The 23659-nt window shown below is 62.7% G+C and carries 18 protein-coding genes; 8 read left to right on the top strand and 10 right to left on the bottom strand.

The window, feature by feature from the left end; translation table 11 throughout:
• Positions 1–2 precede the first annotated feature (2 nt).
• From hemF to BUE21_RS00265, 5 genes are all read left to right on the top strand, one after another.
• Complete coding sequence (gene hemF, locus BUE21_RS00280; RefSeq protein WP_073353250.1) at positions 3–965, top strand: oxygen-dependent coproporphyrinogen oxidase; 963 nt, start codon at positions 3–5, stop codon at positions 963–965.
• A gap of 230 nt (positions 966–1195) precedes the next feature.
• A complete protein-coding gene (locus BUE21_RS14295) occupies positions 1196–1555 on the top strand; it encodes a hypothetical protein (RefSeq protein WP_143164347.1) in 360 nt (119 codons plus the stop codon).
• Between the two features lie 102 nt (positions 1556–1657).
• Entirely contained in the window at positions 1658–2293 is a 636-nt protein-coding gene (locus BUE21_RS14755) for an NUDIX hydrolase (protein ID WP_200796664.1), read from the top strand.
• Between the two features lie 148 nt (positions 2294–2441).
• Positions 2442–2786, top strand: a complete 345-nt coding sequence (locus BUE21_RS00270; RefSeq protein WP_200796663.1) for a DUF2834 domain-containing protein — start codon at positions 2442–2444, stop codon at positions 2784–2786.
• 57 nt (positions 2787–2843) lie between these two features.
• The gene (locus BUE21_RS00265) at positions 2844–3326 is read left to right on the top strand and encodes a low molecular weight protein tyrosine phosphatase family protein (RefSeq protein WP_234971000.1); all 483 of its coding nucleotides are present in this window, start codon (positions 2844–2846) and stop codon (positions 3324–3326) included.
• Positions 3327–3446: 120 nt separating this feature from the next.
• Here BUE21_RS00265 and BUE21_RS00260 read toward each other — a convergent pair whose 3' ends face one another.
• The 5 genes from BUE21_RS00260 to BUE21_RS00240 form a co-directional block, all read right to left on the bottom strand.
• Entirely contained in the window at positions 3447–4499 is a 1053-nt protein-coding gene (locus BUE21_RS00260; protein WP_073353247.1) for an ABC transporter ATP-binding protein, read from the bottom strand.
• Entirely contained in the window at positions 4492–6075 is a 1584-nt protein-coding gene (locus BUE21_RS00255) for an ABC transporter permease (protein ID WP_234970999.1), read from the bottom strand. The genes BUE21_RS00260 and BUE21_RS00255 overlap by 8 nt, the downstream gene beginning before the upstream one ends.
• Before the next feature lie 25 nt (positions 6076–6100).
• A complete protein-coding gene (locus BUE21_RS00250) occupies positions 6101–7096 on the bottom strand; it encodes an iron ABC transporter substrate-binding protein (protein ID WP_073353244.1) in 996 nt (331 codons plus the stop codon).
• 225 nt (positions 7097–7321) lie between these two features.
• Positions 7322–9916: a DUF7657 domain-containing protein gene (locus BUE21_RS00245; protein ID WP_143164346.1), complete on the bottom strand. Its 2595-nt coding sequence runs from the start codon at positions 9914–9916 to the stop codon at positions 7322–7324.
• A 175-nt stretch (positions 9917–10091) separates the two neighbouring features.
• The gene (locus BUE21_RS00240; protein WP_073353237.1) at positions 10092–11384 is read right to left on the bottom strand and encodes a glutamate-5-semialdehyde dehydrogenase; all 1293 of its coding nucleotides are present in this window, start codon (positions 11382–11384) and stop codon (positions 10092–10094) included.
• Between the two features lie 277 nt (positions 11385–11661).
• Between BUE21_RS00240 and BUE21_RS00235 the strand changes: the two genes are divergently transcribed.
• From BUE21_RS00235 to BUE21_RS00225, 3 genes are all read left to right on the top strand, one after another.
• Positions 11662–13044 carry a sigma-70 family RNA polymerase sigma factor gene (locus BUE21_RS00235; RefSeq protein ID WP_073353234.1) on the top strand — a complete coding sequence of 461 codons (1383 nt, stop codon included), beginning with the start codon at positions 11662–11664 and terminating at the stop codon, positions 13042–13044.
• Positions 13045–13184: 140 nt separating this feature from the next.
• The gene (locus BUE21_RS00230; RefSeq protein ID WP_073353231.1) at positions 13185–15725 is read left to right on the top strand and encodes a TonB-dependent receptor; all 2541 of its coding nucleotides are present in this window, start codon (positions 13185–13187) and stop codon (positions 15723–15725) included.
• Between the two features lie 7 nt (positions 15726–15732).
• Complete coding sequence (locus tag BUE21_RS00225; RefSeq protein ID WP_143164345.1) at positions 15733–17823, top strand: choice-of-anchor tandem repeat GloVer-containing protein; 2091 nt, start codon at positions 15733–15735, stop codon at positions 17821–17823.
• Between the two features lie 92 nt (positions 17824–17915).
• Here the strand turns inward: BUE21_RS00225 and rrtA are convergent, their stop codons facing one another.
• From rrtA to nadC, 5 genes are all read right to left on the bottom strand, one after another.
• Positions 17916–18530, bottom strand: coding sequence for a rhombosortase (rrtA, locus tag BUE21_RS00220; protein ID WP_084522571.1), 615 nt, complete (start codon positions 18528–18530; stop codon positions 17916–17918).
• Between the two features lie 39 nt (positions 18531–18569).
• Positions 18570–19583 (bottom strand): Bug family tripartite tricarboxylate transporter substrate binding protein, encoded by a 1014-nt coding sequence (locus tag BUE21_RS00215; RefSeq protein WP_073353494.1) that lies wholly within the window; start codon positions 19581–19583, stop codon positions 18570–18572.
• Positions 19584–19665: 82 nt separating this feature from the next.
• The gene (gene nadB / locus BUE21_RS00210) at positions 19666–21327 is read right to left on the bottom strand and encodes an L-aspartate oxidase (protein WP_084522569.1); all 1662 of its coding nucleotides are present in this window, start codon (positions 21325–21327) and stop codon (positions 19666–19668) included.
• The gene (gene nadA, locus BUE21_RS00205; protein ID WP_084522567.1) at positions 21327–22532 is read right to left on the bottom strand and encodes a quinolinate synthase NadA; all 1206 of its coding nucleotides are present in this window, start codon (positions 22530–22532) and stop codon (positions 21327–21329) included. Before nadA ends, nadB begins: the two co-directional genes overlap by 1 nt.
• Positions 22533–22635: 103 nt before the next feature.
• Entirely contained in the window at positions 22636–23511 is an 876-nt protein-coding gene (gene nadC, locus BUE21_RS00200) for a carboxylating nicotinate-nucleotide diphosphorylase (RefSeq protein WP_073353227.1), read from the bottom strand.
• Between the last annotated feature and the right edge of the window lie 148 nt (positions 23512–23659).

Genomic DNA, 23659 nt, shown 5'->3' with positions numbered 1-23659 from the left:
CCATGACCGCCGCCGCCGTGACCGTCACCCCGCCCCAGGTACAGGCCGTGCGCACCTACCTGCAAGGCTTGCAGCAGCGCATCATGGCGGCCCTGCAAAGCGTGGAAGACGCGCAGACCGAAGCCACCTTCGCGGCCAGCACGGTGCGCGAAGCATGGCACAAGGAGCCGGATTCCCCGCTGCAAGGCGACGGCATCACCTGCATCATCGAAGGTGGCGCAGTATTCGAGCGTGCCGGATGCGGCTTCTCGCATGTGCGCGGACAGGCCCTGCCGCCCTCTGCCACGCAGAACCGCCCGGAACTGGCGGGAGCTGCCTTCGAGGCCCTGGGTGTATCGCTGGTGTTCCACCCCCGCAACCCCTATGTGCCCACCGTCCACATGAACGTGCGCATGTTCGTGGCCCTGCCCGTCAGCGGCCCCGCCGTCGTCTGGTTTGGTGGCGGCATGGACTTGACCCCCTATTACGCCTTTGAAGAAGATGCCGTGCATTTTCACGAAATCTGCCGCGCCAGCGTCCAGCCCTTTGGCGACGACAAATACCCGCGCTTCAAACAGTGGTGCGACGAATACTTCTTCCTGAAACACCGCAACGAACAGCGCGGCATCGGCGGCATTTTCTACGACGACCTTTCCGAACTGGGTTTTGACGGCGGCTTCGCCCTGACCCAATCGGTGGGTGAGCATTTTCTCAACGCCTATCTGCCCATCGTTGAACGCCGACAAACCACCCCCTGGGGTGAACGCGAACAGCAATTCCAGCAATACCGCCGGGGCCGCTATGTGGAATTCAACCTCGTATTCGACCGGGGCACCCACTTTGGCCTGCAAAGTGGTGGCCGCACCGAAAGCATCCTGCTCTCCATGCCCCCCCACGCCACCTGGGCCTACCAGCGCGAATGGCCCCCCGGCAGCCCCGAAGCGGAATTGACAGAAAGGTTTCTGGTGCGGCGGGAATGGGTGTGAGTGTGCTACGGGGTGAATGGCTATCGCTGTTGCTCCATCCGTAAGATTTCAGGTGGTCTGAAATTCGGGTTGCCAATCTCTTTTGACGCGCTTCCCGATCAAAACCTTGCTTACGTATATGCAAGGCGGTGGAAGTGACCATGAGAAGCTTATGGAGCTTACGGCTGATATGACAGCAATGCACGAGAGAAAGATGCAAATCTATCAAGAGATGCAGCAGTTCAGAATTGATGACACGCCCTAGGGAAGGTCTGCAAAACCCGTTGCGCCGCCCGCATCCCGCCACTGGGCGCATCGCCGCGTTGGCTTTTGCGGTCAATAGCTCCGCTATTGACCGCAAAATCCGCCTTGCGCTGCATCCCACTGGCGGGCGCGGGCTTACCGCAAGAGTTTTGCAGACCTTCCCTAGCAGGAATGGCACTTACTTAAGCCTGTTTCCCGTCATTCCGGGCTTGACCCGGAATCCAGTGACAAAGCAAGCCAAGAGAAACGAACGTGTTTTTTCTCAACGTCGTCACTGGATTCCGACCTTCGCCGGAATGACGGCGTTAAGTAAGCGGCATTCGCCCTGGCAGTTTTTGTTTTTTTAGTTTGTGGCCTGTACGGCCATGTTCTTTTTCGTGCGCTGGGTCTAATCCAGTGCTCAAGCCGAATCGCATTCTGCGGGCGGCTTGCCTTGTTCGTTAAAGCTCATGATCAGTTTCGACATTGGCAATCACAAATTCCAGCTTCGGGCGGCGGCAGTGATCGTCGAGAACGGGTATGCGCTGCTTCACCGGTTAGAGGGCGATCCAATCTGGGCTTTGCCTGGTGGCCGAGTCGAACCAGGCGAGGCTGCCGCATCGACCGTTGTGCGGGAAATGCTGGAAGAGACTGGCGAACACCTTGAGTGCGGTGGTCTTCTCTTCGTCGTCGAGAATTTCTTTGAGTACAACGGCAAGCTGCAACACGAAGTCGGCCTGTACTTTCGTTCAGCTCTTCGGCCCGAATCGCATCTGCGCAACAAGACCATCTCGCACCAGGGCATCGAGAGCGACAAAACTCTTGAATTTCGCTGGTTTCAACTGGATGAACTGGAGAGAGTTAAGGAAGGTCTGCAAAACCCTTGCGGTAAGCACGCGCCCGCCAATGGGATGCAGCGCAAGGCGGCTTTTGCGGTCAATAGCGGGGCTATTGACCGCAAAAGCCAACGCGGCGATGCGCCTAGTGGCGGGATGCGGGCGGCGCAATGGGTTTTGCAGACCTTCCTTAATCTCCATCCCGCCTTTCTTCGTAGCGCACTTGCCTCGCCACAGGGTGTGGTCAGCCACATTGTCCAAGGGAAATGAGAATACGCTTTAATCCTTCGCTCCAGCAGACGGATTCGCCATCGGCTGAGCTGACTCGTTAGCCTGGGTTTGCATGTCACGTGGATGCGTACGGTGATAATTGCCATTCTCTTCCCCTCTTTTTCCTACTGAAAAATGAATCAGGCGAGTGCTTGTAAATAAAGACAATATGCAGATTATTTATATTCTTCTCTGCATCGCTGGCACTGCCTTGCCGCTTTCGCAGTTTGTTCCGTGGCTTGCTGTGCACGGTCTCCATGTGCCTCTTCTTTTGCAACAGGCCACATCAGGCAACATTGCTGCCTTTGCCTGGGCAGATGTTCTTGTTTCTGGCGTGGTCGTGGCGGTGTTCGTGGTGGCCGAAGGTCGCAGACTTGCCATGCGTCGGCTGTGGTTGCCGTTGTCTTGTCTCGTGGTGGGGCCTTCATTGGCATTGCCGCTTTTCCTGTTTCTGCGGGAGCGGCATCTTGCGGCAGCAGGCTCTAAAAATTGATGCAAGCCGATGCCGCTTCGTGATGCGGCCTGACTCATATATTGGGTGTTTTTATTCATGTGCGAAGCTTTCAAGCGCGAGAAGAACGGGGAGCACCTGTACCTCAGGTCGAACAAGCTGGCTCGCTCAAAGCAGTTGCGCATCGAATACCCGCGAGTGACAGAGGCGCAGCGGGTACAAGATATTCAATCCAGCAAAGAGCATTCAGCCCGAACCAATGTCTTGTTTGTCTGTAGCCGGAATCAATGGCGTAGCCCGACAGCCGAGCAAGTCTGGCGCAGGCATCCTGCCCTTTCCGTGAGGTCTGCGGGCACAAGCCCGAACGCACGGCACTCTGTCACCGTCGCTGATCTTTCATGGTCTGATGTTGTTTTCGTGATGGAAGAAAAACACAAGTCTCGCCTGCTGGCCGAGTACCGAAGGGTTCTTGAAAACAAGCCGGTGCATGTGCTCGATATTCCCGATGAGTACAAGTACATGGATGCTGAACTGGTCGGGCTGCTTCAACAGTCGGTGGGTGCCATTCTGGGTATTGAGTAAGGCGTGATTCACCATTCAAACCGGATGCCGGTTTGATTGTCAGAATGCAGCGGCTGCATGGTGGGCGTGGTTTCGTTCTACGCGTGCCTTGCGCCGTGACCCGCTCACCAGTTCCGGCCTTCACTGGCGGGCCAGTACCACCAGTGATTCGGGGCTGCATGGGCGCACTTGTACCCGGTCTCCTGGCTGGAAGCTGGGGCCGATGGCACTGCGCACGGTGCAGGTTTGTGCGCCGATGCGCACGGTGTGGAATTGGCAGTCGCCTCTGAATTCGGTGCTTTCGACAATGCCCTGTGGGCCAGCCTGTGTGCTGCTGGCGGCTTCCATGCTCAGGGATTCGGGGCGGATGGAGAGCCATGCCTGTTCTGTATCGCGGTTCTGTGCGGCCACGGGGTATGTGCCCAGGATGCAATGGGCATGGCCGTTGTGGATGTGGGCAGGCAACAGGTTGGTGGGGGCGATGAAGCTGGCGACAAACGCATTGGCAGGGTGCAGGTAAATGTCTTGCGGGGTGGCGGTCTGGATGATCGTTCCCTGGTTCATGACGCAGATGGTGTCGGCAAAGGACAGGGCTTCGGTGCAGTCGTGCGTGACCATGACGACCCCCAGGCCCGACTGGCGCAGGATGGCGCGGATTTCCTGCCGGGCATGGGCGCGCATGGATTCGTCGATGCTGGAGAAGGGTTCGTCGAGCAGGATCAGTTGCGGGGCACTGGCGAAGGTGCGGGCCACGGCGACGCGTTGCTGTTGGCCGCCGGAGAGTTGGTGGGGGTAACGCTGGGCAAAATCCGCCATGCCCAGCATGGCCAGATGTTCCAGGGCCATTTTTGGGCGGCGTGGCCGGGGCTGCCGGTGCAGGGCAAACATGACGTTCTGCAAGGCGGTCATGTGGGAAAACAGTGCGTAGTCCTGAAACACCATGCCGATTCCGCGTTGTTCCGGGGGAAGGTGGCCGATGTTCTGGCCGTTGAGCCAGACTTGCCCGTCGTCGAGGTCTTCCAGTCCGGCAATCAGTTTCAGGATGGTGGACTTGCCACTGCCCGATGGCCCCAGCAGTACCAGAATTTCACCGCGTGCCACGCGCAGGCTGGCATTCCATGCCGCGCGGTTGCTGCCGTAGCATTTGCTGGCGTTCATGAGGTGCAGCAGGGCAGGGGTGGGGGTTTCAGGCACTCTGGCTCCTTTGATTCTGCTGCCAGAGCAGCAGGCCCATGAACAGGCTGGAAAACGCCATCAGCAGCAGGGCGTAGTGCGCGGCTTGCAGCATCATGCCTTCATTGGTGCGGCTGAAAACCTCCATCGACAGCGTGCGGATGCCGATGGGAACCAGCAGGTAGGTGATGGGCAGTTCCTTGATGACCATGAGCAGGATCAGTGCTCCGCCACCGAAGACCGCCGGGCGGATGACCGGCAGTGTGATGCGGCAGAACGAGCGGCCGGGCGAAACGCCCAGCATCAGGCTGGAGTCGTGCATTTTTCGGCCCGTCTGCATCAGGCTGTTCTTGATTGGGCCGTAGGCCAGTGCCATGAAGGAGATGCAGTAGGCCAGCACCAGCACGGCATGGGACTGGTAGAGGGCGGGGATGGTGTGCAGGCTGAAGAAGGCGACTGCCAGGGCCAGCGGCAGCCCCGGTATCGCGTAGCCGAAGTAGATGGCCCGCTCCTGCATGTCGGCATTGCGCCCTGGCCACCAGGCCGCCAGTGTGGCGCACAGCAGGGCCAGCAGCGTGGCCACAGCGGCGGTGGGCAGTGCCAGCGAGGCGGTTTGCCAGATGCTGTTCCACAGGGCCGGGGCATCCAGTGCGGTGGTGGCCCGCGACAGCCAGAACAGCGTCACTGCCAGCGGCAGGCCGACGGAGGCCAGCACCACCAGCACGATGAAAACCCATGCCAGTGCCTGCCAGCGGCCCAGGCGCACCGGCTGGTGTCGGGCGGCAACGCCCAGGCCGCTGCGTTCCGGTCTGGGGTGGGTGGGAATCTGGCGGAACAGGGCAATGGTGGCCCCCGTCATGCCCAGCAGCATCAGGGCCAGCCAGGCGGCCTGCCGGACTTCAAACCCGCTGTGGTACTGGCTGTACATGGCAGAGCTGAAGACATCCAGGCGCATCAGCGCGACCGCGCCAAAGTCCCCCAGCGTGTAGAGGGCAATCACCAGCCAGCCCGCCGCCAGGGCAGGCAGCAGCCCCGGCAGGCTCACCCTGAAGAAACACGACCAGGGGCCATGCCCCAGGCTGCGGGCACTGTGCAGCAGGGCAGCATCCTGCGCCAGCAACGCACTGCGCAGGTTCAGAAAAAGATACGGGAATGTGTAGAGGCCAAGGGCCAGCGTGGCCCCTGCCAGCCCCTCCAGCCGGGCGATGCGCAGACCCAGCAACTGGTTCAGGAAGCCGTAGTGGCCGCTCAGGCCAATCAGCGCGTAGGCCATGACATAGCCGGGCACGGCCAGCGGCAGGATGGAGAGCCACAGCAGCAGCCTGCGTCCCGGCAGGTCACTGCGCACCACCAGCCAGGCCAGCGGAAAGGCGATCAGCGTGGCCAGCAGCAGTACCCCGGCCGTGAGTGCCACGGTGTTGCCCAGCAGTTGCAGCGTGCGGCCACGCCACAGCAGTGCCACTGCCTGTGCCGCATCTCCCTGCAGGGCACGCAGCAGCAGATACCCCAGCGGCAGGGCCATGCACAGGCCCACCAGCAGGGAGAGCAGGCGCAGGGCAGTGGGGGCAGAGCGTCTGCTCGCTACGGGGTTCGGCACAGGCAAGGGGGTGGCAGGGGTGCGTTCAGATCAGCCCGGCGGCCCGCAGAATGGCGCGTGTGCCTTCGAGGTCGGTCAGCTTGTCGGTGGGCACGACCGGGCTGGCTTCGGTCACGTTGCGCACCGATTCCAGGTTCTGGTTGCCGATCACGCCGGAGACCACCGGGTATTCATGGCCCACGCTGGTCAGGTACTGCTGCACGGCGGGCGAGAGTAGGTACTGCACCAGCTTCAGGGCATCGTCCTTGGCATCGCTGGCTTGCAGAATCGCCACGCCGGAGGTATTGACCACGTTGCCGATGTCGCCTGGCTGGAAGAAGGCTTGCTCGACCGGGAATTTCGCATCCTGGGTCTTGAAGCGGGGCAGGTAGTAGTTGTTCACCAGTGCCACGTCAATCTCGCCATCGGCCACGGCCTGCACCAGCGCGCTGTTGTTGCGGTAGGACTTGGTGCCGTTCTTGGCCATGTCCTGAACCCAGGATCGGGCGGCATCTTCCCCGTGAATCACCCGGAATGCCGTCACGAATGCCTGGAATGCCGCGTTCCCCGGTGCCCAGCCGACCTTGCCCTGCCACTTGGCATCGGTCAGGCCCTGCACGGTGGGTGGCAGGGATTCCTTGGGGGCGCGTTCGGGGGAGTACGCCACGGTTCGCGCCCTGGCACTCACACCCACCCATTTGCCTTCGGCATTGCGCAAGACTTCGGGCTGGTTGGCATAGATGGCTTGCGGCAGTTGCGCGAACAGGGTGGTGTTCGCCCCCAGGGCACCGCTGTCCTGTGCCCAGAACACATCGGCAGGCGTTTTGCCCTTTTCTTCCTGCAACAGGGCCGAAAGTTCTGCCGTGCCGCCATAGCGCACCTTGAGCGTGATGCCAGTGCTTTCCTCGAAGCCTTTGAGTACCGGTGCGACGAAGGCTTCGCCGCGCCCCGAATACACGGTCAGTTCAGCCGCACAGGCCGCCCATGAGAACAAGGCAGAAGCTGCCATTACCGCGATATTGAGTCCGAGTTTCTTTTTCATTGCGTGCTCCTGAACAAGAGAGGATGGTGGGCCAAACCCATAATGGGAATAACTCTCTTTATCCTATGGGAGCAGAAATCGAATTTCCGTTAAAATCTATAAAACATATGGAATTGCCGGGAAAAACCTGCTATTTCAAGCTTATCCGCCGGGTCTGATGCCAAGCCTGCGCAAGGGCTGGCAGTCGAGCGGTGGGGTTTTTTTCCTCAGCTTACCAAGATACCCCTATCGAATCGATGGCCCGATCTGGTATAGCTGCCAGTCTGCCTGACTCTCCAGCAGGGCAAGCTGGGGATGGTCATGCAGCCATGTGGCCCGGCCACTTTCCACCAGCAAGGCCTGCACGCCCAACAGGCTGAAATCGAAACGCTGCGGATCCAGGCTCAGCACCACGCCATCCAGATGTGGACTGCCGACGCGCCAGCCGGGGGTGGTGTCGGGCAGGGACTCCAGTTGCAGAATCAGGTGCTGGTAGCGGTTGTGAATCTGTGCCTGCGTTCCGGTCGGATCGATGCGCTGCCAGAAGTCTGCCGGGGGTTCATAGAACGTGCCGTTGAGTACGGCCACGCCCGCTGCGGTCAGGGCATTCGCCCAGGCCTGTTCGGCGATCACGGCCACCCGCACGGGGGGCGTATCGGCTTCGGAGGCATGCACCAGCAGGTGTTTGGCCAGTGCTGGCACGGGTTCCAGTTGGGAGGGGGCTTGTCCCAGTGGGTTGAATGGCAGGGCCATGCCCAGCGTCACGGCGGTGTAGAGGGCGATGGCGTGGCGGTATTGCTCCAGCAGCAGGGCGGCGGCCAGCACGGCCAGCAGCAGGCACATCCACAGCACCAGTGCCGGGGTCAGCCAGTGTTGCACCGGGGCGGGCATGAGGCTGAAATCGCGCACGGCCAGCCAGACGCTGGCACCGGCCACCAGGGCCGCCAGCAGCCAGCGGCGGCCAGAGAGTGCGGCCAGCGATGGTGAGGCCGTTGCGCCGGTGCGGGTCTGGCCCGCCAGCCATGCCAGCAGCAGGGTTTGCGCCAGCCCCAGCGCAATGTCCAGCCGGTAGGCTGGCACCATGCCCCAGAACAGGTGTTGCGATACCCACGCCGGAATGCCCACAAACATATAGCCGAGTGCAAACACCAGATACAGCCACAGCACCACCGCCATGCCGTCCACTGCGCGGCGTTGCCACCAGCGCAGCCCCACGGCGGCGGCCAGCGGCAGCAGCAGGAAGATGAAACTGCCTGCGTCGCTGGGAATCATCCATTCGGAACTGCGGAACAGGGTGATGGCATTCGTCAGCCCCTTGCTCAGGTGCCAGGGGTCGATGTAGCCGCCGGTTTCCAGCATGCGCTGGCCAGGATAGACGGTGTGGCGGACGCGCTCGACGGCCTCGCCCGCATCCAGCCACCAACTGGTGGCCAGGGCCAGCAACGTGACGACGGCCAGCAGCAACCCGCCCAGTTGCCGCCATCCGGCATGCAGGCTGTGGCGGCACTGCCAGCCACGCACCAGCCCCAGCGGCAGCAGCAGATAAGCCAGCGCGACCTGCCAGCCAGGGTAGAGCACCAGCATGAAGCCCGCCCCGGCCCAGCCTGCCACAGTCCCGGCAGCCAGGGCGACCGACCAGCGTGTGGTGCGCCCCAGTTGCTCCAGCATCAGCAGGCCCAGCACCGGAAAGAACAGCGCGTAGGCAGGCCAGCCCGAAAAACTCACGGAGTATGGCGAAGCCACCACCGAGACCGACAGCAAGGCTGCCAGCCGCCAGTCCAGCCCGAACCAGCGGCGCAGCAGCAGCCACAGCGCGCCAAAACCCGCGAAGAATGGCAGCCACCAGTACCAGGCCAGGGCGTGGCGCAGCTCGAAAGCGAAGAACCCCCAGGTGGCGGGTTTGGCCAGTGCGGCCCCACTGGCCACCGGCACACCGGTCATGCCCACCACGCCCATGTCGTGGCCACTCAGGCCGTAATGGCTGTTGCGGGCGGGCAGGGCCGGGAGGTGCTGGGTCTGGGCGATGGCCATCGGCGTAATCACCTGCCATTCGTCACCGCGTACGGGTTGTGCCTCGCCCAGCCACGGGGCCATGTCGTGCTGTACCACGGGTGCGGCGCGATCCAGCAATGCGCCCAGCGAGGTGCCACTCCAGCCGCCCAGTACCAGCAGGGCAAACGACAGCACCAGCGTGAAGCCGAAGCGGCGCGAGTCGCTCCAACGCCATGCGGGCAAGTGGGCGGGGGCCGGGCGCAGCACCCCCAGGGCGAAACTGCCAGCAGGCAACAGCACGGCCAGAGCCAGCAGAATCTGGAACCGCCAGTCCGGCACAGGCGCATGGGCAGGCAGTGTCACCTGTGCCGCTTCGGGTTGGGAGAGCAGTGCGATGGTCTGGCCGTCGCCCGTCATGGCCTCCATGCGCACGGGGGCAGGCCCGGCAGGAAGGCTCCGTGGCAGGGCAATCTGGATATGAAAGCCGGAAGCCAGCCACAGCGGCTGACCGGTGGCCTCTGCCACATCGGGGCGTTGCCGCAGATAGCCCAGACGGCCCTGGTACACGAGTTCATCACCCAGCCAGACCTTGGCACTGGAGATGAAGGCATGGGGGCGCGCTGATGCCACCCAGCCGGTCAGCCACAATTCGTTGTCATTCTGGAGGATGGCTTTTTCCAGCACGCCCTGGCCGTGCACCACGGTGGCAGGGGCATCGGCGGTGGCTGTGGCGGCATCTGCCTGTGGCTCTGGTGCTTCCTGTGCCTGCACGGCAGAAATGGCAGACAAGGCCAGCAGCAGGGACAGCCACAGCATCGGAACCAGCACACGAAGCCTGAGCAAGGACATGGGGCGACTCGGCAAGAGAAGGAGAAAAGGCATGGAAATGGCCGGGCCGGGAGCGCAAAACCACTGTGGCTGTGCCCAATCCCCGCCCGGCCGATGACCGCTGGCCGCCATTGTATGCCGCGCCCTTGCACGGACTGCGCAGGCTGCCAGCGGGCGTTTGTGCTGGCGCGGGCGATCAGCCCCGCACCTGGCCCTCGCCCAGCACGACGAATTTCAGCGAGGTCAGGCCTTCCACGCCGACGGGGCCACGGGCGTGGAATTTGTCGGTGCTGATGCCGATTTCCGCACCCAGGCCGTACTCGAAGCCGTCGGCAAAGCGGGTGCTGGCATTGACCATGACGCTGGCGGAATCGACTTCGCGCAGAAAACGCTGGGCGTGGCGATGGTCGTTGGTGACGATGGCATCGGTGTGGTGGCTGCCGTAGCGGTTGATGTGTTCAATTGCTTCGTCCAGCCCCCCGACGATCTTGATGCTGATGATCGGGGCGAGGTACTCGGTGCTCCAGTCGGCTTCTTCCACGGGGCGAATCTGGGCTTCGGGAGCCTGCACCAGGGGTTCGACATCGGGGCTGACGCGCATTTCCACGCCCTTGGCCGCGAACACGGCGGCCATGCGCGGCAGGAAGGCGGCGGCCACACCGCGTGCCACCAGCAGGGTTTCGGTGGCATTGCAGGGGCTGTATTTCTGGGTCTTGGCGTTGTCGGTGACGGTGACGGCCATGTCCACGTCGCAGGGATCATCGACGTAGGTGTGGCAGATGCCATCGAGGTGCTTGATGACGGGCACTTTGGCATCGCGGCTGATGCGCTCGATCAGCCCCCGGCCCCCGCGCGGGATGATGACATCGACGTACTCGGGCATGGCAATGAGGTGGCCGACGGCCTCGCGGTCGGTGGTGGGCACGAGTTGCACGCCATGCTCGGGCAGGCCGGCACTGCGCAGGGCCTGCTGCACCAGCGCGGCCAGGGCCTTGTTGGATTCGATGGCCTCGGAGCCACCGCGCAGAATGCAGGCGTTGCCGCTCTTGATGGCGAGGCTGGCGGCTTCGATGGTCACGTTGGGGCGGCTTTCGTAGATCATGCCGAACACGCCGATGGGCACGCGCATCTGGCCGACACGGATGCCACTGGGCAACTGGCGCAGGCCGCTGATTTCGCCAATGATGTCGGGCATGGCCGCCAGTTGTTCGCAGCCCTGGGCGGCAGTCTCCAGCACGGCAGGCTTGAGGCGCAGGCGATCGACCATCGGCTCTGCCAGGCCGTTGGCCACGGCGCGTTCCAGGTCTTGCTGGTTGTCGGTCTGCAAGGCATCGGTGTGCTCGCGCAGCAGTTGCGCCAGCGTGCGCAGTGCGCTGGCCTTCTGGCTGACGCTGGCAATCGCCATCCGGCTGGCCGCAGCCTTGGCCTGCTGGCCCAGGCGTTGCATGATGCGGGCGGGTGTGTCTGGGGTGTCGGTGGTGGTGTTCATAGGGGAATGATTGTGCCGCAGAACCCGTTGGGTTTGAAGGGGGCATGGGATGTTGCCATGCCGAACTGACAACAGCCGTAGCCATGCCAGCCACCAGAGTTTCATGCAGTAAAAGATAATGCTTACCAACCATGCTGTATGGTGCGGGGCAGTGGCTTGCCATGCGGCTGTCGATGCAGGCATGGGTCTTGCCCGCCGCTGGCTCTGGCAGTGCAGCAAGCCCGTGCCTGTCGCAAGACACCGCATGTGCTGTCTCCATCTGCCCGATTGCCACAAGATGCCTCTGCCAACCCGTCCATTTGCCCCGCAGGAAACCGCCGAACAGACTTTTCCCCAGCAATTGCAGGAAAGCCTGCAACAGCATCAGCACCAACTGCTGCACATGCTGCGACGCTACACGCTCAACATGGAAGATGCCAAAGACCTGTTGCAGGAGCTTTGGAGCAAATGCCTGCACAACCCCGGCATATCGCCCCCACAGGGCATGAGTGCGCAGGCTTACCTGTTCCGCATGGCGCGCAATATGGCCATCGACCGGCTGCGGCACCAGAAACTCCAGCAGGAATACGTGGGCGAACAACAAGCCCTGCAACAACAGGACTGTGCCACTGACCCGGACAAGCAATACGCCCAGCGCAGGCTGCTGGAGGAGATCGACACGGCATTGCAGGTGTTGCCAACGCGTGTGCGCGACGTTTTCATGCAGAGCCGCCTCGAAGGCATTCACCAGCGCGAACTCGCCCGGCAGCATGGCGTATCCATTGCCACGGTCGAGCGCGACATCCAGCGTGCCAGCCAGTGTGTGGAAGCCGTGCTCGAGCGTTGGCAGCAGGCCAATGGCATTCATGGCATCGATGGTGCCGAAGCCTCCGCCACCGCGCGCGACCACCGCCGCAAATTCCTGCGCAATGCCATTCTGGGACTGTTCACGCTGGCGGGCATGGGCAGCCTGCTGCGGCAACTCCATATCCTGTATGTACCGCAATGGCGCGACCAGATCGCCAACAGCCAGACACAGCACATGCACCGCACACTGCCCGATGGCTCACGCCTCACCCTCGATGCAGCCAGTGCCATCCACTTCGCCTACTTTGCCCAACGTCGCACGGCCACGCTGCAACAGGGCATGGCCTGGTTCGATGTGGCCAAAGACCCGCTGCGCCCGTTCAGCGTTCAGGCCCAGGGCTTGCAGATCAGCGTGTTGGGAACCCGCTTCTCGGTGGACATTCAGGAGCCTGCCATTGCCAGCGGTGATGCCGCATCCATCGAAATAGCCGTCAGTTCCGGGCTGGTGCGCGTACAGCCCGGCATCGATCCCAGCCCCTGGACATTCGCACCCCTCGAACTGAAGGCAGGCGATACCCTGCGGCTGAACCCACAAAACCCCGCTGAAGCGGCACTGCGCCAGCAACCGCTGGCCGCCCTGCACCAAGGGCAGCAGGGTCGCCTGAGCTTCCAGCAAGTGCCACTGGGGCAAATCACCCGCCGTTTGCAGCGATACAGCCCCAAAACCATTCACATCAGCCCCCAGGCGGCACAAACTCGGGTGACGGCAGACATTCAGATCGAACAGGCCGAAGAATGGCTCAGCCTGCTGCCACGCATCATGCCCGTCAGGGTACGAATCACCGAAGACGAAATCAGGATTCAGAACACCTGATTTTCAGCTTCATGAAAAATACATGAGGGATTTCTGCTTCTCATTCGTAGTACATGGCAGTGGCGCACCATGCGCTGCCATTGGCTCCTGGTCATGCCTGTTTTCGGGCAACCAGATTCAACCGTTGAGGACATCCATTCATGCACATCTCGCACGCAAAGCGTGGCCCACGCCGCAAGGCCGGGCAGGCACCCGGCAGGCCTGCACGGTACACCATCGCTCAAGCCCTTCTTGTGGGCCTGTTGGCCACCAGCCTGCACAGTGCCCACGCACAGGGCAGCGAATACCATATTGCCGCCCAGCCACTGGACAACACCTTGAGCCAGATTGCAGAACGGCACGGACTGCAATTGCTCGCACCCGCGAATCTGACCCAGGGATTGCAGGCCGCCCCGGTACAAGGCAGGCTGACGCTGGAGCAGGCCATTGCCCGTGCATTGGCAGGCAGCGGCCTGACCGCCACGCGCAGCGGCAATACGCTGGTGGTACAGCGACACAACACCGAAGCGAACCGGCCCGTGAACCATGCCCTGCCAGAGGTTGCTGTGACTGCCGCAGCGGAAGTGCCTTTTGGCAATACAGCCAGTACCTCCACTCTCGGTGGGGAGCAGCTCAACCGTTTCTCTGTCACCAATGCAGGCGATCTGTTCAAGGGTATGACTGGCGTGACTGCTGCCAACAACCGCACAGGCGCGTCGCTGGATTTGAACGTGCGCGGCATCCAGGGAATGGGCCGTGTGAAGATACTGGTGGATGGCACGCAATCGGCCAGTTCCGACTACCGTGGCTATGGCGGCACCGCCAGCCACACCTTTGTGGATCCTGAACTGCTGGGCGGCGCAACCGTCAGCAAAGGCCCGGATGCAGGCCCGTATGGTGCGGGTGCCACGGGTGGCGTGGTCAGCCTGCGCACACTGGAAGCCAATGACCTCATCCAGCCCGGCAACAGCTATGGTCTGCGCCTGCGCGGAACCCGGGGCAACAACAGCAGCAGTGGCAGTCTGGGCGGCACTGATGGCGCGGGCAACGCCATTCCCAGCAACAACCACATAGCCAGTGCAGCAGGTGCGTGGAAGGTTAATGAGCGGCTGGAGCTGGTGGCTGCCGTTGCCCAGCGCAAGTCGGGGAATTATTCAGTAGGCGGTCACGGTGGGAAGGACAATATCTTTCCAGGTGGCAGCAGGCCTGTTGGCCAGTGGTTCACGATTGCAGATACGCCAAAAGGGACTGTAGTGGACAACACCTCGCAAGACGCACGCTCTGCGCTGCTCAAAAGTACGCTCTACCTGCCCCATGAGCAGACGCTGGACTTGGGTTTCACCAGCTATGACAACGCTTACGGCAATCCACGCTTGACCATGACCACTGAAGGCACACCCAGCCAGCATCGCCTCAGTGAAACCGACAAGCAAACCTACACGGCCAAATACGCCTGGATGCCAGATGGCAATCCGCTTATCGACCTGCGTGCCAATGTCTGGGGTGCACGTTCAGAGGAATACCGCGCTGGCGGTACCTGGGGCAGTGCACATGAGCAAATTTCCGTTACCCGCAGCAGTGGCCTTGAACTTTGGAACACCAGCCGTTTTGCTTGGGGCTGGCTGCCCCGGCTGGATGTGCGCTACGGTGCCACATGGCTCAATGAAAAGCTGGACATCACCGAACTGGGAACGGCTAACGTGGCAGGTGTCAATCCCGATGGCCAGCGTGACACCTACTCGCTGTTTGCACAGTTCGAGGCGCAACCCACCGATTGGCTGCTGCTGCACGGCGGCCTGCGCCGTGACAGTTACCAACTCAAGGGCAGCAAGAACTTTACTTCATCGATTCCGGGGCAGGCTGACATCATTACGCAGTACGACGACAGCGACAGCCGCATCAACCCCAGCATTGGCGCGGCCGTGTTGCCCTGGGGGGAGAGGGAGGAGTTCTTTGTTCGTTACAGCGAAGGTTGGCGGCCCGGCAGCATCCGCGAAGTCATGAACAGTTATGACCCTGCCAGCATGCCCAATGGGCCGGTGGTGCCAGAACTCAGCAAGAACCTTGAAATCGGCACCAGCATCAATGCCCAGGGGCTGCTCAACGCCAATGACCGCGCCAAGGCTGGATTGACCTTTTTCAACACCAAGTACGAAAACTACGTCATTGGGGGCCTTGGCACCTTCAGTAATATTCCCGGTGTGCGCTACCGAGGACTGGAACTGGAGCTGGATTACGACACCGGCTGGCTGTTCGCCGAATACGGCCTGACACGCTACCTCAAACAACAAGTCTGCAATGGCGGCATCCTTGGCTGCACCAACGGCGAATACTATGCCAGCGACATTGAGCTGGAAGGCATCAACGCGCCACCGCGCTACCAGCACAGCTTCACGCTGGGCACGCGCTTGCTGGAGCGCAAGCTGGTGCTGGGCTTGCGTGCCACCGTAGTGGACGATCGCATGATGCCCAAGCTTAATCAGGACGGCAGCCGCAACAGCACGGCTGCGTGGACAGCAGGCTGGACGGCCTACACCGTCTACGACCTGTTCGGCAGTTACCAGTTCAACAAGCGACTTGCCGTCAATTTTGGCGTGGAAAACCTGCGCGACGAGTATTACCTGGAAGCCAACACGCCAACCCAACTGGCCATTCCCGCGCCTGGCCGCACGGCCAAGGTAACGCTGACCTACCAATTCTGAGGCTGACATGACACAACGCAACCACAAACTCCCCCTGTACCGTCATTCCGGGCTTGACCCGGAATCGAGTGAAGCCACACCCAAAGGCAATAACCGCCAATATGGCAAGCACCGCGCCGCCTGGATTCCCGCCTTCGCGGGAATGACGCATTTTCTTTCCCGTCATTCCGGGCTTGACCCGGAATCGAGTGACGCGGCATCCAAAGGCAATAACCGTCAATATGGCAAGCACCGCGCCGCCTGGATTCCCGCCTTCGCGGGAATGACGCATTTTCTTTCTCGTCATTCCGGGCTTGACCCGGAATCCAGTGACGCGGCATCCAAAGGCAATAACCGTCAATATGGCAAGCACCGCGCCGCCTGGATTCCCGCCTTCGCGGGAATGACGGGAACTGAATTGATGTTGAAACTTCTCTGCGCCAGCTCAATAACCCTGGGCAGCCTGCTGGCCATGCAGACCGCGCATGCCGCCTATCCGCAAGTGGATACCTTAGTCAACTTTACCGGCAACCTGCCGGAAGGTGGCAATGGCGCCCGGCCTGGATACGCATCGAACCAAAACGATATACCCTCGTCACCTTTGGTCGCCGGGTCTGATGGTTATCTGTATGGCTCGGTGCAATATGGCGCGGGCACGGAGGCCGTTAACAACAATGGCGGCGCTGGCGGCATGCTGTTCCGCTACGACCTGGAAAACAGCGAATTCCAACCCTTGCTGACCTCCAGCTACAGCAACAACAGATGGCTGCAAATACTGAAATGGGGCAGTGACGGCGTGCTTTACAACTTTGGTCGTCTTTCAACGGCGGAAGGCACACTCAATGGCATGTTCAGCTATGACCCAGCTTCACAGCAATTGCTGACTCTCAATTCGAGCCTTCCGACCACTGGAACCAACCAGGTATTTGGGCAGGCCGTAGAACTGAATGACCGCTTTTATTTCATATCGAACCGTACCAACCTTCTGGCACTGGAAAAAGATGGCAGCGTCGTCGGCAACGATGTCGTTGACACCGATTGGGGCGCCAAGATTTACTTGGCACACAGCCAGACCGGTCGGCTTTACGGCATGGTGCGCAGTAGTTCGGCCTACGGCCCTGGTCCCAATGCTTTTGTCAGTATTGACCCCGCCAACCCATCAGATCGAAGAATCATCCATGCCTTTGAGGTAAGCACACAGAGCACAGGCATCGTTACAGTTCAAAATATTCAGGCCATGGTGGAAGATGCCGATGACGGCATGGTTTATGTAGTTTCCCAGAGTGGCGGGGCCCAAAATGGCGGGGCATTGTGGCGCTTCCACCCGGATGCTGGTGCCGAAGGCAGTAGCCATGAACTGGAATTGCTGTATTCCTTCCCTGCTGCCTCAGCGGCAGATGTCACGCCGGGTCGGGTGCCGACCGCACTGGTGCAAGGCGCGGATGGGCATATCTACGGAGCGGCTTCCAGTGGCGGCCTGTTCGGCCAGGGGGTGATCTTCCGCTACCACAAGACCGATGGCTACCAACGCATGTACTCATTCGGGGCATCCACCGGAGATTCCCCCAATGCAGCCCCCAATGGCATCAACCTGGACGGCATGCAGCCCTCCAAGCTGATTCGTAGTGGTGACGCGCTGTACGGCTACACACAGTATGGTGGCAACACCGGCTGGGGCACACTGTTCAAGTTCACGCCGGGCGATGAACTGCCGGGCAGCACCTCCGTCAATCTGAGCTGGCAGCCAGAGCTTGCCAGCCTGACAGTGGCGCAAGGCTACAGCCGGGAAATCGTCTGGTCGAGCTGGCTGACCACCAACTGCCAGGCCACTACCACCGACCCGACGGGTGAAACGCAATGGGGTGGCGCAACCACCGCCAACGGCACCAAAGCACTGACCTTCAACACCATCGGCACCTGGACTTACACGCTGAAATGCGATTCCACCATTGCCGATACTGACCCGGTGAGTAAAAACATCACCATTGAAGTGGTCACGGCTGAATCGCAAGAAGAAACGGTGGGCAATGATGGCGGCGGCTCTTTCACCCCCGCACTGGTGCTTTTGCCACTGCTGGGTGCTGGTTATGTGCGGCGTCGAAGAAAGGCGGCACGCTAATGTCGTCGCAGTTTGGGCATTTCCCCTGTTGCATATTGCCGAATCAGCCTGACACAACGGCAACCGCAGCGGCTGGCTGACGGGCGGCAGCTTCAGGGGCGTGGCATTCTGCGGATGCCTGCCAGAGCCATCAGCCATGCACCTGCCAGCAATACGCCCAGGAAGTGGGCTTCTGCAACGATGCGTCCGCCAATCATCTGTTCTTCCGAGGGCAGCGGAGCCAACAGCAGTTGCCAGCCTGCCCAGCCGAGCACGAGTATCAGGGCGCACCGCATCAGCGCATCGTGCCGCTGGGGCCACAGGCCCACCACAAACAGGCCGTACAGCACGCCAGAGAAGCCCACATAACGGCCAATGTCGGGGTAGCCGCTGTACATCAGTACGCCGATGCCGGTGCCCAGAAACAGCATCAGCAGTAGAAACTTTTTGCAGGCAAAAACCGCAGGTGCCAGCCCTGCGCACAGCAGGATGCCTATGCCGTTGAGCAGGGCGTGCGCCCAGCCCAGATGCACCAGATGGGCGGTCAGCAGCCGCCACCATTGCCCTGCTGCGATGGCCTGTCGGTCGTAGCGCAGGGCTTCGCGCACGGGGTCTGCGCCTGCGGCCAGTGCAAGCAGCACGAGCAGCAGCAGGCATGCGCACAGGCTTGCCGCCCGGTTCGGTCTGCTGGATGGCTGCTGCTGGGGGGCTGTGGTTGCGCCGGTCATGCGGGTGTGGTGTGTCTGGCAGAGATCGTGAACACGTTCTCAGGGCTGCGTCAGGCCTGGGGCCATTTCGGCAAAACGTGCCAGATCATCTTGTACCAGTTGCTGGAATGCCTGGGGGCTGGTATCGCTGCCGCTGGTGGGAGTATAGCCCAACTGGCGCAGTTCTTCCTGCAAGGTGTCCTGAGCCAGTGCCTGTTGCAGGATGTGGTTCAGGCGATGGACGATGGCGGCATCGGTGCCAGCGGGCACGAGCAGGCCATGCCACTGGTTGAGGTGGTAGCCGGGCATGGCGTGTTCGGCCACGGTGGGCACGTCGGGCCATTGCGGGGCGCGCTGCGGGGCCGTGACGGCCAGGGCGCGCAGTCGCCCGCTGGACAGGTACGGCATGGCACTGGAGGCGGTGACGATGCCCACCGGAACCTGTCCGCCCAGCACATCGACCAGCGCGGGGCCGCAGCCCTTGTAGGGCACTTGCTGCAACTGCACGGCTGGCTGGTGGGCCTGCATCATGGCCCCGGCCAGGTGCTGGGGCGTGCCGGTGCCGCAGGAGGCGAACAGGTGCGGGGCGGCATCGGGCAGGGGGTGCAGCCATTGCGCCAGTGTGTGCCACGGGCTGTCGGCGCGGGTCACCAGCAGGGAGGGGATGAAGCCGACGTTGATGACGGCCTGAAAATCCCGTGCGGCATCAAAGCCCGGTGTGCCCAGCACATGGGGGGTGATGGCAAACGAGCTGTTCACCATCAGCAGGGTATGGCCATCGGGGGCGGACTGGGCCACGGCGCGTGCGCCGATGTTGCCGCTGGCTCCGGGGCGGTTGTCCACCACGACGCTTTGCCCCAGTGCCTGCTCCAGCAGTGGGGCGAGCTTGCGGGCCAGCAAGTCGGTGCCGCCGCCGGGTGGAAAGGTGACGATGATGGTGAGGGGCCGTTGCGGATAGGCCGGTGGGCTGCTTTCGCGCAATGCGTCGGCCTGTGCGCTGGCGGGGGCGATCAGCACGGCGAGGAACAGCGCGGCCAGGGGTGTTTGCACTGTGGCCGATGAGGCTTGGCGCATCAGACGGGTGGCAAGGCCGGACAACATGGAGGAGACAAACAGGCGCATGGTGGTGGTCAAAAAAGCAGGCAGGTTCAAAGGGTCAGGCGGCCTGTGCGACCGTATCTGGCAGGCCCACGGCCGGGGGTGCGGGTGCGGTGGCTGGCGCATCGCTGCGGGTGTGCAGGCCACAGCTTTGGGTGCGGGTCAGCGCGGCTTCGAGCAGCAGCGCGGCCACGTCCAGCAGGTTGCGCAGTTCCAGGCTGGCCAGTGGCGCAGAGGCAGACAGGTGGTCGGGGCAGGCCAGCCACTGGCTGCGCATGGCCTGCACCACTTTCTGGGCGATGCGCAGGTCGCGGGCGTTGCGCACAATGCCTGCACCCTGCCACATGGCCTGGGTCAGTTGCTGGCGCAGGGCGGTGCATTGGGCGGCACTCCAGCCCCGGTAGGCGGTGGTGCGTGGCCGGGGTGGCACGGTGCTGGTTGCGTCTTTCAGGGCGGCGTTGGTTTGCACCATGTCGTGGGCGGCGGCATGGCCCATCACCACGCATTCCAGCAGCGAGTTGCTGGCCAGCCGGTTGGCTCCGTGCAGGCCGGTGCAGGCATCTTCACCCACGGCGTACAGGCCGGGCAGTGCGGTGCGGGCGTGCAGGTCGGTGACGATGCCGCCGCAGGCATAGTGCGCCACCGGGGCGACGGGAATGGGCTGGCGCGTGATGTCGATGCCGTGGCGCAGGCATTCGGCCAGGATGGTGGGGAAATGCTGGTGCAGAAACGCCGCGCCCTTGTGGCGCATGTCCAGGTGCACGAAGGGCAGGCGGTGCTGCTGCATTTCGTGGAAGATGGCGCGCGCCACCACGTCGCGCGGGGCGAGTTCGGCACGCGCATCGTGTGCGGGCATGAAGCGGGTGCCATCGGGCAGGCACAGCAGCCCGCCTTCGCCGCGCAGGGCTTCGGAAATCAGAAAGCCGTTGGCATTCGGGGTGCACAGGCCGGTGGGGTGGAACTGCAAAAATTCCAGATCGCGCACCGCGCAACCTGCCCGCCAGGCCATCGCCACGCCGTCAGCCGTAGCGGCAGGCGGGTTGGTGGTGCGCGGGTAGAGCTGGCCCATGCCGCCGGAGGCCAGCACCACGCGCGGCGCGGCCAGCAGGCGGCGGCGTGCGCGGTGCACGTCCTGTACCCACACGCCCTGGCAGATGGGTGTGCCCTCGGGGGATGGCACGGTGTGCAGGTCGATGGCGGCATGGTGTTCCAGCACGCGGATGTGCGCACATTGGCGCAGCCGCTGCCACAGGCTGGTCATGATGGCCTTGCCGGTGGCATCGGCGGCGTGGGCAATGCGACGGTGGCTGTGGCCGCCTTCGCGCGTGAGGTGCAGGCCGCTGCCATCGGCCAGCCGGGTGAAGGGCACGGCCTGCTGCTGCAACCACGTCAGTGCCTGTGGTGCCCGCGCCAGAATGTGTCGCACGCTGTGTTCGTCGCACAGACCGGCCCCGGCCACCAGGGTGTCTTGCACATGGTGCTCCAGGCTGTCGTGGGCATCCATGACGGCGGCAATGCCGCCCTGCGCACGGCTGCTGGCGCATTCGGCCTGCGCGCCTTTGAGCAGCAGCGCAACGCGCCAGTGTGCGGGCAGTTGCAGTGCAACGCTCAGGCCAGCCAGCCCGGCTCCGACGATGATGGCATCGTAGGCCTCTTTGGCAGGTGTGGCAGGTGTGGCAGCGACCTGTGCCGAAGCAGAGAGTGTGGCTTGATTTGGCATCAGGCGGCTCCGACGTGGGTGAACAGGGGGGTGTCTTGCTCGATGTCGCCGCTGGTCTGCACCCGCGCCTTGTGGGCGGCGGCAAAGTCCAGCATGCGGGCCATCGGGCGGCGGGCGGCATCGGCCAGACGGGCATCGAGGTGGATTTCGCCTGCGCCGTGCTCCAGCGCGTGCGCCACACCGGCCAGTCCGTTCATGGCCATCCACGGGCAGAACGCACAGCTTTTGCAGGTGGCACTGTTGCCTGCCGTGGGCGCGGCCAGAAACACCTTGCCGGGGGCGCGGGCGCGCATCTCGTGCAGGATGCCCAGGTCGGTGGCGACGATGAAATGCGTGGCATCCAGTTCCACCGCAGCCTGAATCAGCCGTGACGTGGAGCCGACGACATCGGCCTGCGCCACTACGGCTTCGGGTGATTCCGGGTGCACCAGCACCTTGGCGTGCGGGTATTCGGTGCGCAGCCCTTCCAGCTCGTAGCCCTTGAATTCGTTGTGCACCATGCAGGAGCCTTGCCACAGCAGCATGTCCGCGCCGGTTTGCTGCTGGATGTAGCGGCCCAGATGCCGGTCGGGTGCCCAGAGGATTTTTTCGCCGCACTGGTGCAGGTGGGTGACGATTTCCAGCCCGATCGAGGAGGTCACGACCCAGTCGGCCCGTGCCTTCACCGCCGCGCTGGTGTTGGCATAGACGACCACGGTGCGGTCGGGGTGTGCGTCGCAGAACTGTGCGAATGCGTCGGCAGGGCAGCCCAGATCGAGCGAGCAGTTGGCTTCCAGATCGGGCATCAGCACGCGCTTGTGCATCCCCAGAATCTTGGCGGTTTCGCCCATGAAGCGCACCCCGGCCACCACGATGGTGTCGGCCGGGTGGTCGCGGCCAAACCGCGCCATCTCCAGCGAATCGCCCACGCAGCCGCCGGTTTCGCGGGCGAGGTCTTGCAGGTCGGCATCGACGTAGTAGTGCGCCACCAGCACGGCGTTTTCGCGTTGCAGCAGGTGGCGAATGCGGGTGCGCAAGGCTTCGCGCTCGGCTTTTTGCAGTGCGGCTGGCACCCGTGCCCACGCCCAGCCCACGGCTGAACAGGCCGTGCCGCTGTCGCTATCGGGTGGGGCTTGTGGTGGCGCAATCGGGGCGGTTGGCTCCAGGCGCGGGTGATCGTAGTCGAACCATTTCTGAGGGGCTTCGCTGCTGATGGGGTGGGTCATGGGTGTCTCTCCGGGTTTTTATATACTCATTCAGAGTATTAATGAATCAAAAAAAACGGCAATATCGCCCCTTGCCGGTCAGGGCAGGGGGCGGGCGCGGATGTCAAATCACGTCCAGGCCAATGTCCAGCACGGGTGCGCTGTGGGTAATCCAGCCCACGGCAATCAGGTTCACGCCAGTGGCCGCAATGGCCGGGGCGGTGCTGGCATTCACCCGCCCGGATGCCTCGGTCACGGCACGGCCATCGACCATGCGCACGGCCTGCTCCAGCGTGGGGATGTCCATGTTGTCCAGCAGCACGACGCGAACCTGCAAGTCCAGGGCCTCCTGCAATTGCGCGAGGGTGTCCACTTCCAGCTCAATCTGCACCATGTGCCCGGCAGCGGCGCGGGCGCGTTCCACGGCGGGGCGAATGCCGCCCGCAATGGCAATGTGGTTGTCCTTGATGAGGATGGCATCGTCCAGCCCGAAGCGGTGGTTGCGCCCGCCGCCCACGCGCACCGCGTACTTCTGCACCGCCCGCAGCCCCGGCAGGGTCTTGCGCGTGCAGGTCACGCGCGCCTGCGTGTGGGCAATCGCATCGGCAATCTGTGCCGTCGCAGTGGCCACGCCGCTGGCCATGCCCAGAAAGTTCAGCGCGACGCGCTCGGCAGTCAGAATCGCCCGTGCCGACCCGTGCACCTGGGCGATGCAGTCGCCCGGCTGCAAACGCGTGCCATCGTCGCACTCCACGCTGAAGCCGATGGCCGGGTCGATCAGCTCAAAGGCCAGCCGCGCCAGCTCCAGCCCGGCCAGCACACCCGGTTGGCGGGCACGCAGTTGCAGCGTGGACGTTTCCTGTGCGGGCACGATGGCCTGACTGGTGATGTCGCCACTGCGCCCCAGGTCTTCCAGCAGCGCGGCGCGCACCAGCGGCTCCAGCATGAGGCGGGGCAGCGGATCCAATGGGAGGGTGTTTGATTTGCTCATGTTGAGCATTTTATAGTAAAAGAATGCTACCTGGATAGTGCCCGTTCAGTGAGGAAATGTTTTTTCCAGAGAGGCAAGCCTCTTGCGTGGATATCCAGGGCGATCGCGCTATGGTGAAACTCACTCACCGCGTCATGCCGGGCTTGACCCGGCATCC

Source organism: Lampropedia hyalina DSM 16112, from assembly GCF_900129055.1.
Lineage (GTDB): Bacteria > Pseudomonadota > Gammaproteobacteria > Burkholderiales > Burkholderiaceae_C > Lampropedia > Lampropedia hyalina.
The sequence above is the reverse complement of the archived record's forward strand: the minus strand, read 5'-3'. Positions and strand labels throughout refer to the sequence as shown.